Origin of the sequence: Chitinophaga sp. CB10 (assembly GCA_001870995.2) — a bacterium.
GTDB lineage: Bacteria > Bacteroidota > Bacteroidia > Chitinophagales > Chitinophagaceae > Chitinophaga.
On record MLAV02000015.1, the window covers coordinates 52,778 to 66,562 of the forward strand.

Sequence of the window (13,785 nt, forward strand, 5' to 3'; positions counted from 1 at the left end):
CAGGAAATCATTTACCCCTACGTGTAATCCGTGGCTGGCTTTTATACAAATTCCGTGCTATATGTTAATTTTTTCAGAAGATGTAGGACAGGCGGGCAGTAAAGTAGCTCAGGAGGCCGGTTTCGTCCATATTAAAAGTTTTGAAAACGGTGTAGGACGGGGACAAACTGATTTTACCGAAGAGGTAAGATACGCTGACCGTCAGATCCAGCGCCCTCGGCTGGAACTCCGTTACCTGGCGCAGGCTGTACTCCTGGCCCAACGGCACTTTGGGCGGGTATCGCTTCAGCTTGGGGGACCTGGAAAAATACTGGAAGGATTTAAGGTTGCTGTAATAATTGGCCGTGCCGGTGGTGAGGGATAGGGATGGCGTTAGCAGCAGGGCGTCTTTGGAGGAAAAAAAATCTGTGAATATAAACGGATGCCGCAGGGTGGCGATGACGTTGAAATCCGCGCCCCGCATGGTTTCCTTATAGTACATACCTTCGGCGGTGGTCCTGCCCCAGCCGAAATCCAGGCTGATGCCGGGTTCCAGCCACCAGCCCCGGTAATAGAAATAGGTAAATAACTCGTTGTCGATGGGAGAAAGCGGCACATCGCTGCTGTCCGCAAAGAAGTAATGCGTATAGGAAATCCCGGTCAGCAGCTTGGGATTTTTCGTATAGTCGTACCCTATGGTAGCATCCCATTCAAACCAGGGCTGCTGGAAAGCGTTGAACAGGTAATACCCTGTGAAGCCCGCATAGAAACCGGATTTATGGTAATAGGTCAGCGAAGGCGCTACAAATGTTTTCATCACCAGCGGGGCGGTGTAATCCGGCACTTTACTGCCATAGGCGGGATTGTTGCCATAACCCAGTCCTGCCACCAGCTCACTTTTCGTTTTCTTACTTAACAGCGAATCCAGCTGGCGTTCGAGGTCGGCCAGGGACTGCCCGAAAACCGGGCGACTGCACAACAGCAACAGGAATATAAAGTAGGCACGCATGAACTGCTATTTGCGAGATTTTCGTTGGTGCAATATAGTTGTTCCTTAGCAGTGTTGCGTCAACTAAAAGGCCAAGGGGCCTTAACTATAGGTCAGGCATGGAAATTTGTCGATAACCGGGTGAAAAATGGCTTTAGGAGGGCCTGAATGAGCCTGGTGCGTGCCGGCTATGCCAGCTCGATCACCGTAATCTCCGGCAGTACCCCTACTCTGCCCGGGTACCCCAGGAAGCCAAATCCCCTGTTCACATACAGGAACTGCTCTCCTTCCTTATACAGCCCGGCCCATTCCTTATAGATATACTGCGCGGGGCTCCATTTGAGGCCCGGAATTTCAATACCGAACTGCATGCCATGGGTATGGCCGGCGAGGGTGAGGGCGATATCCGGGAATTCCGGGCGGATCTGCGCATCCCAGTGGGTAGGGTCGTGGGACATGAGGATTTTGAACGGCACATCCGCCACGCCTTCGTAGGCGCGTTTCAGGTCCCCGTACTTAGGGAAGCGGCTCATGGCGCTCCAGTTCTCTACTCCCAGGAGGGCGATCTTATCTTCTCCTTTCTGCAGGATGGTATTTTCGTTCATCATGAGGCGCCAGCCGAGGTCCGCATGCACTTTCTTCAGCGTTTCCAGGTTCTCGTGCTGCATGGCGCTGTAGCCGTTGGGCTGCTTGTCCGGCCATGGGTAATAGTCGCCATAATCGTGGTTGCCCAGGGTGGAATACACGCCCATAGGCGCTTTCACCTGGCGGAAGACGTCCATCCACTGTTCCATTTCCACGGCGCGGTCGTTCACAAGGTCGCCGGTAAAGAGGACCAGGTCCGGCTTTTGGTCATTGATCATTTTCACCCCTTTCATCACCGCTTCGCGGTTGGCAAAGCTGCCGGAGTGGATATCTGAAATTTGCACGATGCGCATGCCTTTGAAGGCGGCCGGCAGGTTTTTGAAGTTCAGTTTGATCTTATGAACATGATAATTATACTTGTTGGAAAACCCGTAGACGAGGGTGGCAAAGAGGCTGCCGCCGGCGATGAGGCCCAGCCTGTTGAGGAACTGGGAGCGGGTAAGGCCGTTGACCGCTTCCATGGTCACTTCCTTCGGGGTGGAAAATTTCCGGATGATCCAGGTGATCCCCCTGCGGGCGTCGTCGATAAGGAGGAACACGGCTGCCAGGAGCTTGGCGACCACCAGCCCGATGATGATGGCCAGCACGTAGGAACGCACGCTGGTAGGCCAGTTATGCCATTTTATATACGGGAGGAGCACTACCGTTACCAGGCAGGCAATGGAAATGATCCAGTAGGTACTGTAGGTGATGGTCCGCACCCGGGGGCTGGACATATAAACAATGGCACGAACGGCCTGAAAGACATAAATATCCAGTAGCAGCAGGAATATGACCAGAATAAACGAATTAGAGCCAGGGCGCATTATTATATATTATATTAATATGATTAATTAGGCAAGGTACCGATTTAGGGCCGGTACAAAAAGTTAAAAGTCATTCAGTTCGTTATATAGACGAATAACAATCCGGATAATTGTATGTTTTATTTTTTTTCCGTGGAAAAAGAAACAATTACTTTTGAAGCAATCTGGGAAACAGGGGTGTACGAAGGGAAGTTGTGAATAAATAAATATACTGCCTCGTCTGATTTTTACCTAATCGTTGTATTTTTGTCCGATTGGGGTTACTTTTAATTGTGTGAAATTAATATTGATATTCAAATTACGGGCCCTGGGCCTTGTAGTTCATTCAAATAATTAATTTATGAAATTCACCTATTACGGACATTCATGCTTTGTTGTGGAGATCAAAGGGAAAAAGATCATGTTTGATCCCTTCATCCGCCACAACGAACTCGCAAAGAAGATTGATATTGAAGCCATTAAGGCAGATTACATATTTGTTTCGCACGGTCATGACGATCATACGGCTGACCTGGTGGAAGTGGCAAAAAAGACCGGCGCCACGGTGGTGAGCAATTTTGAGATTGTGAGCTGGGCCGGCAAGCAGGGACTGGAATTATTACACCCGATGAATACCGGGGGCAAGTGGAAATTTGACTTTGGTATGGTGAAATGCACGGTAGCGCAGCATAGCAGCAGCCTGCCGGATGGCAGTTACGGCGGTAACCCCATGGGCTTTATCTTCATCACCGATGAGGGTAATTTCTATTACAGCGGGGATACGGCGCTGACGTACGACATGGAGCTGGTACCGGCGGCGGCTAAACTGGATTTTGCCATTTTGCCGATTGGCGACAATTTTACCATGGGAGTGGAAGATGCCATTGCGGCCTCCGAGATGATTGAATGTTCAAAAATAATTGGGGTACACTACGATACTTTTGGTTATATTAAGATTAACCACGTCTCGGCCAAAGCGCAATTTACGGATGCAGGTCTGGAATTGCTGCTGCCGGACATCGGCAGTACCATTGAGGTTTGAGGAAGAGGCAGCAAGTTTGGTTTATCCTTATCCTATAAATAACCTTGAATTTTTAAATTAGACAATGGCAAGAATAATCGCAATCGCTAACCAGAAAGGTGGCGTAGGAAAAACTACAAGTGCAATTAACCTGGCAAGCAGCCTGGCAGTACTGGAGTTCAAGACGCTGCTGGTAGATGCTGACCCACAGGCTAACAGCACCACGGGGCTGGGCTTTGACCTGCGCAATGTGCAGCAGAGCCTTTACGACTGTATGGTGAACGATGTGCAGGCCAAAGACGTCATCCTGGAATCTGATACCCCCAATCTGAAAGTACTCCCTTCCCATATTGATCTCGTTGGCGCTGAACTGGAGCTGATCAACCACCCCAACCGGGAACGTGTGATGAAGCAGGTGATTGACAGCGTGCAGGCGGATTACGACTTCGTTATACTCGACTGCTCCCCTTCCCTGGGCCTGATCACCGTAAATGCCCTGGTAGCGTCCAACTCCGTTATCATCCCCGTGCAGTGCGAATTCTTTGCGCTGGAAGGTTTGGGAAAACTGCTGAATACCATCAAAATTGTGCAAAGCCGGCTGAACACCGAACTGGAAATTGAGGGGATACTGATGACGATGTACGATGGCCGCCTGCGCCTGAGCAACCAGGTAGTGGATGAGGTGAAGCAGCACTTTGAAGAAAGCGTTTTCAACACTATTATACACCGTAATACCAAGCTGGGCGAGGCCCCGAGCTTTGGTAAGTCCGTTATTATGTACGATGCAGCCAGCACAGGGGCGATCAACTATCTCAACCTGGCCAAAGAGATCCTGCAGAAACATAATTTCACCAAAATAAAAACTAAAGATAAAATCTTAGCTATAAACGATGACCAATCCAAGTAAGAAAGAGGCGCTGGGTAAAGGCATCCGCTCACTGCTCCAAAACATCGAAACAGACCTGAAGCAAACCGCAGGCGCGCTTGGCGATAAAAGCGCCATCCCGGCTGCTGCGGCTGCAACCGGTATTGAACGCATCCCGGTGGATCAGATAGTGACCAACCCCAAACAGCCGCGACGTGATTTTGATGAGGCAGCCTTACAGGAACTGAGTCAGTCTATCAAACTGCATGACATCATCCAGCCTATCACTGTAGCTAAAATCAGCAATAAAAAATACCAGCTGATTGCCGGGGAACGCAGGCTCAGAGCCAGTAAGCTGGCAGGCCTGAAGGACATACCGGCGTACGTGCGCCAGGTCAACGACCAGGAGCTGCTGGAACTCGCCCTGCTGGAAAACCTGCAGCGCGAAAACCTCAACGCCATCGAGGTAGGCCTCAGTTACAAACGCCTGATGGAAGAGTGCAACCTCACCCAGGAACAGGTGGCCGACCGCATGGGTAAAGAAAGAAGTACCGTTACCAACTATATACGCCTGCTCAAACTGCCGCCGGATATCCAGGTAGCAGTCCGCAACGGACAGCTCAGCATGGGCCATGCCCGCGTAATCACCGGTATTGAAAAGGTTGAAAACCAGCTTTTCCTCTTTAATGAGGTCATGAAAGGCGGTTTATCAGTGAGGCAGACGGAAGAGCTGGCCCGCCGCATGCACCAGGCCGGTGAGAAAGGTAACCAGCAGCCAAAAGCCAAAGCCAAACTGGCGCCGGCATTCCTGAAAATCCAGGATAACCTGGCTTCGCACTTCTCCACTAAAGTTAAACTGGAAAGAGATAAGAACGGAAAAGGAAGTATCATGATCGAATTTTATTCAGATGAAGAGCTGAACGGAATTCTGGAAAAAATTGACTTATACGGTGGCTAAGCCTGCAGAGATTTATTCTTTCATCAGAAATTTATGCTTACTGCTACTGGTCATGGCGGCATTGCCTTCGATGGCTGCCTCCCGGCCCCAGCAGCAACAAGATACGGTAGCGCCGGTCATCAGACATGCCGGGGATACTACCGGCGGGCTCGTTATGCAGGCTGATACAGCCGTTGCCACGCAAACGGCAACCGCGGATTCCAGGTTCAATGAGCCGAATATCCACAGTCCCCGCAAGGCGGCCCTGTACTCCGCCATATTACCGGGCCTGGGCCAGGCTTATAACAAGGAATACTGGAAAATCCCTTTGGTATATGCCGCTATCGGAACCTGTACCGGGTTTTTCATCTTCAACATGAAAGAGTATAAGCGTTACCGTGACGCCTACCGCATCCGCATGCTCAACAATCCGGATATCCACGATGAGTTTGAAACGATCTATCCCCGTACCTACCCGGCGGAAGCCATTAAGGTAATCAGGGACCAGTACCGGCAGTATGTGGACTTGTCCGTATTATTCTTTGTGCTGTCGTATGGCCTCAATATCATTGACGCTACTGTATTTGCGCATCTGCGTTCCTTTGATGTATCCAACGATCTTACATTGAGGGTATCCCCTACTATCATTAACAACCGTACATTGGGAATAGGCGTGAATATCTCCATCGGAGGTAAAAAAGCCAAAAGGGGCCTGTTTTATGCAGGTCGCTGACGCCTTTCCAACCACAACATAAAACACGAGTCAGGTCATGAAAATTGCGTTAATCGGATATGGTAAAATGGGTAAAGCCATTGACGCCATCGCCACCGCCAAAGGACACGAAGTCATTCTCCGCATTGATATCAACAGCAAACACCTGCTGGAAAAGGAACACCTGGGCCAGGCAGATGTTGCCATTGAGTTCACCACCCCTGAAACAGCGTACGACAACGTCATGAAGTGCTTTGCAGCCGGCGTTCCCGTTGTTTCCGGCACTACCGGCTGGCTGGAAAAGCTGCCGGAAGTAAAAGCCATCGCGGAGAAGGAAGGCAAAGGCTTCCTCCATACCACCAACTTCAGCATCGGGGTAAACATCTTCTTCGAGGTAAACAAACGCCTCGCGGAGCTGATGGCCACCCAGCCCCAGTACGATGTACAAATGGAGGAAATCCACCATACGCAAAAGAAGGATAGTCCCAGCGGCACCGCCATTTCCCTGGCCGAGCAGGTACTGGGCGCCGTTACCCGCAAACATGCCTGGGTAAACGAACCCGCTGCCGCTGCCGATCAGCTCAGCATCATCTCCAAACGTATCGACCCGGCGCCGGGTACCCATACCGTTACCTATACCTCCACGATCGACGATATCAGTATCACCCACACTGCCCACAGCCGCGAAGGCTTTGCAGCAGGCGCCGTGGTGGCAGCCGAATTCCTCAAAGGCAAAAAAGGAGTCTATACCATGAAGGACGTCCTTAACCTCTAAGGGAAAATATCTAAAAGACGCAGGAACAACTTATATTTGTTGCATTAATAATGTTCGCTGCAACAAAAGTTCATCCGGGAGGGATGCAAAACAGACGATATGTTATCGAAAAAAACACAATACGCATTTCACGCTTTAATTTACCTGGCCGAGAATGTAGATAAAGGGCCCATCCTGATCTCCGAGATTGCACAGGAAAAAAATATCTCCATTAAATTCCTTGAAAATATCCTGCTGGAGCTGAAAAACTCCGGTATCCTGGGTAGTAAAAAGGGTAAAGGTGGCGGGTATTACCTGATGAAACCCCCGAAAGAGATCGCATTGGCCAAGATCATCCGCCTGCTGGATGGTCCGATTGCGCTGCTTCCCTGCGTGAGCCTGAATTACTACGAGCGGTGCGAAAACTGCCGCGATGAAGCCGTATGTGGTTTGAATGAGGTGATGGGAAGAGTGAGGGACTCCGCATTGAAAATATTGGAGAATAAAACCCTGAAGGACATCCTTACAAAAAACTAAAAGATTCATTTTCAACTATTTAAAATGCTCCTGCCACCGCAGGGGCATTTTTTTTCCACTTACACCCATTTAGTCTATCTTTTTTATAGGATTTATGTATTTTTGTGTATTGCTGGCACAAGCATATCACTATAAGGAAGTATTACATGACAGACATTACCACCGCACTGGACAACCTCTCGGTTGCGGAGGGCATCCAATACCTCACCGAACAATACCCGGGAGCGGTAGCCTTCAGCACCTCGTTTGGCCAGGAAGACCAGGTAATAGCGGATATTATCTGGAAGAACCAACTGCCCGTTCGGGTATTTACCCTGGATACAGGGCGCCTGTTCCAGGAAACCTATGACCTCATAGATCTGACAATGGCACGTTACAAGCAACCGATTGACGTGTATTTCCCGGAAACGGCCGCCGTAGAGCAGCTGATCAGACAAAAGGGACCAAACAGCTTTTATGAATCAGTGGCCAACAGGAAAGAGTGTTGCGGCATCCGCAAGGTAGTGCCGCTCAACAGGGCGCTCGAAGGGGTGAAAGTCTGGATTACCGGCCTGCGCGCCGAGCAATCTGAAAACCGTCATGATATGAAAGTGATAGAGTGGGATGAGCAAAGACGGTTATATAAGTACAACCCGCTGATCCACTGGGGATACGATGAAGTACTCCAGTACCTCACGGAGCATAACGTACCTTATAACAAGCTGCACGACAAAGGCTTTATCAGCATCGGCTGCGCCCCATGCACCCGCGCCATCGAACCGGGCGAACATCCGAGAGCCGGACGCTGGTGGTGGGAAGCATCTCACAAGGAATGCGGCCTCCATGGCTAAGTTCCGCTACTGACAAACAATATTGCATTCACTTAATTATAGTCCAATGACGAATCAGATCAATTGGGAATTTCCGCAGGCACTGGAAGATGAAGCCATCTATATTTTACGCGAAACGGCTGCCCAGTTTGAGAAACCTGTACTCCTTTTTTCAGGTGGCAAGGACTCTATCACACTCGTACGCCTGGCCCAAAAGGCCTTTTACCCCGGTAAAATCCCATTTCCGCTGCTGCATGTGGATACCGGGCATAACTTCCCGGAAACCATCCAGTTCCGCGACTGGCTGGTAAACTCCCTCGGCCTCGATATTATCGTGCGCAATGTGCAGGACAGCATCGACCAGGGTAAAGTGCAGGAAGAAACCGGCAAATACGCCAGCCGCAATGCGCTGCAAACCGTTACCCTCCTCGACGCCATCGAGGAAGGTAAATTCGATGCCTGCATCGGAGGCGCCCGCCGCGATGAAGAAAAAGCCCGCGCCAAGGAAAGAATATTCTCCGTTCGTGACGAATTCGGCCAATGGAACGCTAAAATGCAGCGCCCTGAACTGTTTGATATCCTCAACGGCAAAATTAATATAGGCGAAAACGTGAGAGTGTTCCCCATCTCCAACTGGACGGAGCTGGATGTATGGAATTACATCCGCCGCGAAAAGCTGGAAATACCTTCCATCTACTTCGCCCACGAAAGGGAAATCATCGAAAGGGACGGCTTATACTGGCCTTATTCCGAATTCCTCAACACCACCGCAGACGAGGTGCCTTACCGCCAGAAAGTACGCTTCCGTACCGTTGGCGATATGACCTGCACCGCCGCCGTCATCTCCGATGCGGATAAGCTGGAAGACATTATCGCCGAAATTATGGAAGCGAAAATCTCCGAAAGGGGCGCCCGTATCGACGATAAACGTTCCGAAGCTGCCATGGAAAAGCGCAAACAGGCCGGTTACTTTTAATCCTGCCCCTGCAGCATTCCCATCTCCCTAAAAAAATTACCTGCGCCCCCGGCGCAGCCTAACAATAGCAGCGCCACCGGCGCCGCCCTAAAAAATAAACAATGGAAGTATTACGTATAGCCACCTCCGGTAGTGTAGACGATGGAAAAAGCACACTTATAGGCCGTTTACTTTACGATACCAATTCCATCCCGCAGGATAAAATGGAAGCATTGCATGCTGCCAGCAAACGCAAGGGACTGGACTTCACCGACCTCTCCCTGCTGACAGACGGCCTGGTTGCAGAACGTGAGCAAGGCATCACCATCGATGTCGCGCACATCTACTTCTCCACGCCTACCCGTAAATACATCATCGCCGATACGCCCGGCCACGTAGAATATACCCGTAACATGGTTACCGGCGCCTCCAACGCCCAGGTATCCCTGATACTCATCGATGCCCGCAAAGGCATCGTGGAACAAACCTACCGCCACTTCTTCATCGCCAGCCTCCTGCGTATTCCTTACCTGGTGGTATGCGTGAACAAAATGGACCTCGTGGAATACAGCGAAGCGCGCTTTAACCAGATCGTGGAAGAGTTCCAGCAGCTGTTGCAGAACGCCTCCTTCAAAGCGCAGGACGTTGCCTTTATACCCGTATCGTCCCTCTATGGCGAAAACGTAGCCAGCGCAAACGGCGCTATCGACTGGTACAAAGGCCCTACCCTGCTGGATTACCTGGAAGGTGTGCAGTTTGACCATGCGGACAGCGTACACCCTGCCCGCTTCCCCATCCAGAGCGTGATCCGCCCCCGCACTACGGAATACCACGATTTCCGCGGTTTTGCCGGTAAAGTGGCCAGCGGCCATTTCAGTGTAGGCGACGAGGTTATTTCCCTGCCCTCCGGCCAGAAAAGCCGTATTAAAACGATTGAGCAATTCGAAAAACAGCTGGAAACCGCTCATGCAAGGGAAAGCGTAGTCATCACCCTGGAAGATGAAATTGATAGCAGCCGCGGTAACATGCTCGTAAAAACCAATGAGCAACCCAAGCAACTGAAAGAAATCAGCGCGCAAATCTGCTGGATGGACGCTCAACCCCTCACCGCCGGCAAAACCTACCTCCTGCAACATGGCGTGAACCGCGTGAAGGCAAAGGTGCAGCAGATCAATTACGTGATCGATGTAACCAGCTACCAGCAAACAACCGGTAAAACGACCATGGGCCTCAACGATATCGGGAAAATTACCTTAAAAACAGCTTCCCCGGTACTGGCAGACCCTTACAGCGTAAACCCCGCCAATGGCGCGTTTATCCTGATCGACGAGTTTAATAATACTACCGTTGCAGTAGGTTTCGTGGAATAGAAATTTGCAAACAGCCATAAAAAAAAGACGGATGCAGTATTTGCATCCGTCTTTTTTATGGGTAATGCTATTGCCTGTTGAATGGTTACAAATCGCCATCCCGCGGCAATACACGGAATAACGCTGCCTGCTTAATAACTCACCGCTATCCCCACATTAAACGAAGCCCCTCTGCCTTTCGCATAAAACCCCGGTTGCATAAACCACTGCGAGCGCGCCGGGAAATAATCCTCATTAAACAGGTTCTCCACCCCCAGCGTAAACATCGTCTTCGCATTCAGCTTGTAGCTCGCCGCCAGGTTAAACAGGTTGTACGCCTTTACTGCGCCTTCATTGCCGTTATACACGCCTTTCGCATTTTTTGCGAACCTGTCCCGGCCCTGCACACCTAAATACTGCAACCGCACCTCCAGGTCCCTGACCGGGCGGTAAGCAATGGTACCGGTAATTTTAGGCGGCGCAATGCGGCGGCCGTTCAGGTACACGTTATAGCTGCCGCCGGTTTTGGCGGTATCGGCTTTGCCTTCCAGGTAGCTGTAGGTAGCGCTCAGGTCCAGGTTTTTCAGCACCGCGTAGGATACGGCCGCTTCAAAACCATAAATCCTTTCCGGGGTACGGCTCACATTAAACAACTCCGTTTGCGGGTCAAAAATCAGCTCTGCGCCCAGTTTGCTGGTGCTGATAAACCCGCTCAGTTCAAAACGCAGTCCTTTATGCTCCGTTACAAAGCCCAGTTCGTAGTTATTCACCAGCACCGCCTCGGTATTGATCTTTTTGATATCGTTGACCTTGGAATCCCGCAGGGCCAGGCCAATGTCCGACACGGAGAAGCCCTGTGAGAAGCTGAAATAAGGCATAAACAGCGGCAACCGGTTGTAGCGGATGCCGGCATTAAACAGCTTCGCGGTATAGTTCAGGTCCCCGCCCTTTACCTGGATGGATGGCGTAACGTTGGCGCCATTGGTTAATTCCAGCGTGGTATAATCTTTTACTTTCACCCGCACATTTTCCACGCGTACGCCCGCTTTCAGGATCAGGTTATCCCAGAAGGTAAATTGGGTTTCCGCAAAGGGAGCGGCGTTGAGCATATTCATTTCCGGTACCCAGATGCGGCCATCGATCAGCGGCTGGGAGGTAATATCATTCAGCAGGTCCGCTCCATAGGAGAGGTTACCGGTGAAACCGCCGCGATTCAGTAGCGGGGAATTCATCATCAGCCTCAGTCCTTTCTTTTTATCCAGTGTGTGGGATTGTCCGTCGCCGCCTTCAAATCTCCCGAAGGAAACATAAAAAATATCATCCCTTGATTCGTAGTAGGCATCGGCCGTGAGGGAGGTACCGCCGATCAGGCTATCCGCCTGGTACACGAGGTGTATATTGTGATTGCCCTTAGCGCCTGTAGGCTCGCCCACCGGCTTGCCCGGCGTGCCGGTAGCAGGAATACCTTTGGCGATATCCCCGTTCACGAGCGTATAGTTACTGTTTTGCTGGCTGCGGAAGAAGTTGTACATCAGCTGCAGCTTTTGCCGGCGGTTGATATGATAACCCACTTTCGCAAAAGCGTTCCAGGTTTCGGTTTCGCCGAGGCTATAGTTGGGCCCAACGAGTTTTCCGTCTGCATCCTTGTACTCCCCGGTTTGTTCGTACACGCCGCTGACCATATAATCCCACCTGCCGGCGCGGCCTTGCAGCATCTGGCTGAAACGGCCGCCCACACTGTTTTTCAGGCCGGTGAGCCCGCCGGTCATGTTAATGGAGGTACGGCCGGAAAGCGGTTTATCTCCTTTGGGATTGGCGGTAATGTAGTTGATTAATCCGCCCGTAGCGCCGTTGCCATAAATAGCCGTGGCGCCTTTCAGCACCTCCACTCTTTCCAGCACGGCGGGGTCGATAGAACGCAAATCCACCTCTCCATTGCGCAGCGGGGAAGATTGCGGAATCCCATCGATCATGATCAGCACGGAGCGGCCGCGGAGTCCCTGGCCTACGTTGCTGTTGGTTTGCGCGCCGGGCGCCATGCCTGGCACCTCGCGGGCCAGGATGTCCGTTACATCGGTCGTGACAGCCATTTGGTTGTCCAGCATCTTCCGGGACACGATGGTAACGGAAGATGGCACATGGTCCAGCGTAACCGGGCGGCGGTTCGCGGAAACCACCACTTCGCCGAGGTGTTTTTGCTGTAAGGAATCGGGCGCATTCTGTGCGGAAAGCTGCTGCAGCGGCCAGGCGGCCAGTACGAGCAGGGGCAGTGTAGCCAGCGGTTTATACATATCTTCTGAAATCTGAAATCGCGCAAAGATAAGCCGGCGCCTACAGGGAGGTTTACGCAATCCGGAATTTCTGCCCGCTGAAAATTTTCCGCTTTCGTACGCGCGTGGCCGTGAGGCATTCCCATCTCCCCCAACAAAAAAAACCGCCAACCGGTATGGTTGGCGGTCTTTAGCCTTTAAGATATTTTTCTGTGCTTAGATATGGTCCAGCATATCTTTGGTCATTTTAGCCAGGTCGAATTCCGGCTTCCAGCCCCAGTCGGTGCGGGCCTGCGAATCGTCCATGCTGTTTGGCCAACCGTCAGCAATCTGCTGGCGATAGTCTGGTTCGTAGGAGATGGTAAAATCAGGAATATGCTTTTTGATCTCTGCGGCAATCTCTTTTGGAGAAAAGCTCATGGCCGACAGGTTGTACGCTGACCGGATGGAAATTTTAGACGCGTCGGCTTCCATCAGTTCAATGGTAGCGCGGATGGCATCCGGCATATACATCATCGGCAGGTAAGTATTTTCGGATAAGAAGCTGGTGTATTTTTTATGTTCTTTCGCCTCGTGGAAAATCTCGACCGCATAGTCGGTAGTACCGCCGCCCGGAGCCGATTTATAGCTGATCAGGCCCGGATAACGCAGGCTTCTTACATCCACGCCATAGCGGTGGTTGTAGTATTCGCACCAGCGCTCGCCGGCAAATTTGCTGATACCGTAGATGGTAGTAGGCTCAATGATGGTATGCTGCGGCGTGTCCTGCATCGGGCTGTTAGGGCCGAATACAGCGATGGAACTAGGCCAGTACACCTTATCGAGATGCTCTTCCTTGGCGATATCCAATACGTTCAGCAGGGATTGCATATTGATATGCCATGCCAGCAGCGGATTCTTTTCGCCGGTGGCGGAAAGGATGGCGGCCAGCAGATAGATCTGGGTAATGTTGTGGCGGATAACCAGTACGTGCAACATTTCTTTGTTCATCACATCCAGGGACACATAAGGACCGGTGCCTTTCAGCAGTTCATGCTCCTCCCGCAGGTCGGAAGCCAGGACGTTTGATTCCCCGTAAATTTTTCTCAAGGCCAGGGTCAGCTCCACGCCAATTTGTCCACAGGCGCCGATTACCAGGATCTTATCTTTCTTCATATCAGGTGTATAATGCAGTATTTT

General features: G+C 51.2%; 13 protein-coding genes. 9 read left to right on the top strand and 4 right to left on the bottom strand.

Annotation, left to right across the window (positions count from 1 at the left end; translation table 11 throughout):
- Positions 1-73 precede the first annotated feature (73 nt).
- On the bottom strand, positions 74-988 hold the full coding sequence (locus BOC67_RS19260) for a hypothetical protein (RefSeq protein ID WP_291912521.1): 915 nt from the start codon (positions 986-988) through the stop codon (positions 74-76).
- Between the two features lie 167 nt (positions 989-1,155).
- Positions 1,156-2,418: a metallophosphoesterase gene (locus BOC67_RS19265; RefSeq protein ID WP_291912522.1), complete on the bottom strand. Its 1,263-nt coding sequence runs from the start codon at positions 2,416-2,418 to the stop codon at positions 1,156-1,158.
- Positions 2,419-2,758: 340 nt separating this feature from the next.
- On the opposite strand from BOC67_RS19265, the gene BOC67_RS19270 reads away from it, so the two are divergent.
- From BOC67_RS19270 to BOC67_RS19310, 9 genes are all read left to right on the top strand, one after another.
- Positions 2,759-3,439: a metal-dependent hydrolase gene (locus BOC67_RS19270; protein ID WP_291912523.1), complete on the top strand. Its 681-nt coding sequence runs from the start codon at positions 2,759-2,761 to the stop codon at positions 3,437-3,439.
- 64 nt (positions 3,440-3,503) lie between these two features.
- Entirely contained in the window at positions 3,504-4,325 is an 822-nt protein-coding gene (locus tag BOC67_RS19275) for an AAA family ATPase (RefSeq protein ID WP_218377476.1), read from the top strand.
- Complete coding sequence (locus BOC67_RS19280; RefSeq protein ID WP_291912525.1) at positions 4,309-5,241, top strand: ParB/RepB/Spo0J family partition protein; 933 nt, start codon at positions 4,309-4,311, stop codon at positions 5,239-5,241. The genes BOC67_RS19275 and BOC67_RS19280 overlap by 17 nt, the downstream gene beginning before the upstream one ends.
- A 52-nt stretch (positions 5,242-5,293) precedes the next feature.
- Positions 5,294-5,953, top strand: a complete 660-nt coding sequence (locus tag BOC67_RS19285) for a DUF5683 domain-containing protein (RefSeq protein ID WP_291912527.1) — start codon at positions 5,294-5,296, stop codon at positions 5,951-5,953.
- A 37-nt stretch (positions 5,954-5,990) separates the two neighbouring features.
- Positions 5,991-6,707, top strand: a complete 717-nt coding sequence (dapB, locus tag BOC67_RS19290; RefSeq protein ID WP_291912529.1) for a 4-hydroxy-tetrahydrodipicolinate reductase — start codon at positions 5,991-5,993, stop codon at positions 6,705-6,707.
- Between the two features lie 99 nt (positions 6,708-6,806).
- A complete protein-coding gene (locus BOC67_RS19295) occupies positions 6,807-7,223 on the top strand; it encodes an Rrf2 family transcriptional regulator (RefSeq protein WP_291912530.1) in 417 nt (138 codons plus the stop codon).
- A 146-nt stretch (positions 7,224-7,369) separates the two neighbouring features.
- Positions 7,370-8,053, top strand: coding sequence for a phosphoadenylyl-sulfate reductase (locus BOC67_RS19300; RefSeq protein ID WP_291912532.1), 684 nt, complete (start codon positions 7,370-7,372; stop codon positions 8,051-8,053).
- 46 nt (positions 8,054-8,099) lie between these two features.
- The gene (gene cysD, locus BOC67_RS19305; RefSeq protein ID WP_291912534.1) at positions 8,100-9,008 is read left to right on the top strand and encodes a sulfate adenylyltransferase subunit CysD; all 909 of its coding nucleotides are present in this window, start codon (positions 8,100-8,102) and stop codon (positions 9,006-9,008) included.
- Positions 9,009-9,109: 101 nt separating this feature from the next.
- On the top strand, positions 9,110-10,357 hold the full coding sequence (locus BOC67_RS19310; protein ID WP_291912536.1) for a GTP-binding protein: 1,248 nt from the start codon (positions 9,110-9,112) through the stop codon (positions 10,355-10,357).
- 131 nt (positions 10,358-10,488) lie between these two features.
- Here the strand turns inward: BOC67_RS19310 and BOC67_RS19315 are convergent, their stop codons facing one another.
- Positions 10,489-12,627, bottom strand: coding sequence for a TonB-dependent receptor (locus tag BOC67_RS19315; protein ID WP_291912538.1), 2,139 nt, complete (start codon positions 12,625-12,627; stop codon positions 10,489-10,491).
- Positions 12,628-12,822: 195 nt separating this feature from the next.
- Positions 12,823-13,761, bottom strand: coding sequence for an NAD-dependent epimerase/dehydratase family protein (locus BOC67_RS19320; RefSeq protein ID WP_291912540.1), 939 nt, complete (start codon positions 13,759-13,761; stop codon positions 12,823-12,825).
- Between the last annotated feature and the right edge of the window lie 24 nt (positions 13,762-13,785).

Excerpts from the sequence above, each read along its gene's own strand:
- BOC67_RS19280 (WP_291912525.1), top strand. The coding sequence starts at position 4,309 with ATGACCAATCCAAGTAAGAAAGAGGCGCTGGGTAAAGGCATCCGCTCA.
- BOC67_RS19315 (WP_291912538.1), bottom strand. The coding sequence starts at position 12,627 with ATGTATAAACCGCTGGCTACACTGCCCCTGCTCGTACTGGCCGCCTGG.
- BOC67_RS19275 (WP_218377476.1), top strand. The coding sequence starts at position 3,504 with ATGGCAAGAATAATCGCAATCGCTAACCAGAAAGGTGGCGTAGGAAAA.
- BOC67_RS19265 (WP_291912522.1), bottom strand. The coding sequence starts at position 2,418 with ATGCGCCCTGGCTCTAATTCGTTTATTCTGGTCATATTCCTGCTGCTA.
- cysD (WP_291912534.1), top strand. The coding sequence starts at position 8,100 with ATGACGAATCAGATCAATTGGGAATTTCCGCAGGCACTGGAAGATGAA.
- dapB (WP_291912529.1), top strand. The coding sequence starts at position 5,991 with ATGAAAATTGCGTTAATCGGATATGGTAAAATGGGTAAAGCCATTGAC.
- BOC67_RS19285 (WP_291912527.1), top strand. The coding sequence starts at position 5,294 with ATGGCGGCATTGCCTTCGATGGCTGCCTCCCGGCCCCAGCAGCAACAA.
- BOC67_RS19320 (WP_291912540.1), bottom strand. The coding sequence starts at position 13,761 with ATGAAGAAAGATAAGATCCTGGTAATCGGCGCCTGTGGACAAATTGGC.
- BOC67_RS19270 (WP_291912523.1), top strand. The coding sequence starts at position 2,759 with ATGAAATTCACCTATTACGGACATTCATGCTTTGTTGTGGAGATCAAA.
- BOC67_RS19260 (WP_291912521.1), bottom strand. The coding sequence starts at position 988 with ATGCGTGCCTACTTTATATTCCTGTTGCTGTTGTGCAGTCGCCCGGTT.
- BOC67_RS19300 (WP_291912532.1), top strand. The coding sequence starts at position 7,370 with ATGACAGACATTACCACCGCACTGGACAACCTCTCGGTTGCGGAGGGC.
- BOC67_RS19310 (WP_291912536.1), top strand. The coding sequence starts at position 9,110 with ATGGAAGTATTACGTATAGCCACCTCCGGTAGTGTAGACGATGGAAAA.
- BOC67_RS19295 (WP_291912530.1), top strand. The coding sequence starts at position 6,807 with ATGTTATCGAAAAAAACACAATACGCATTTCACGCTTTAATTTACCTG.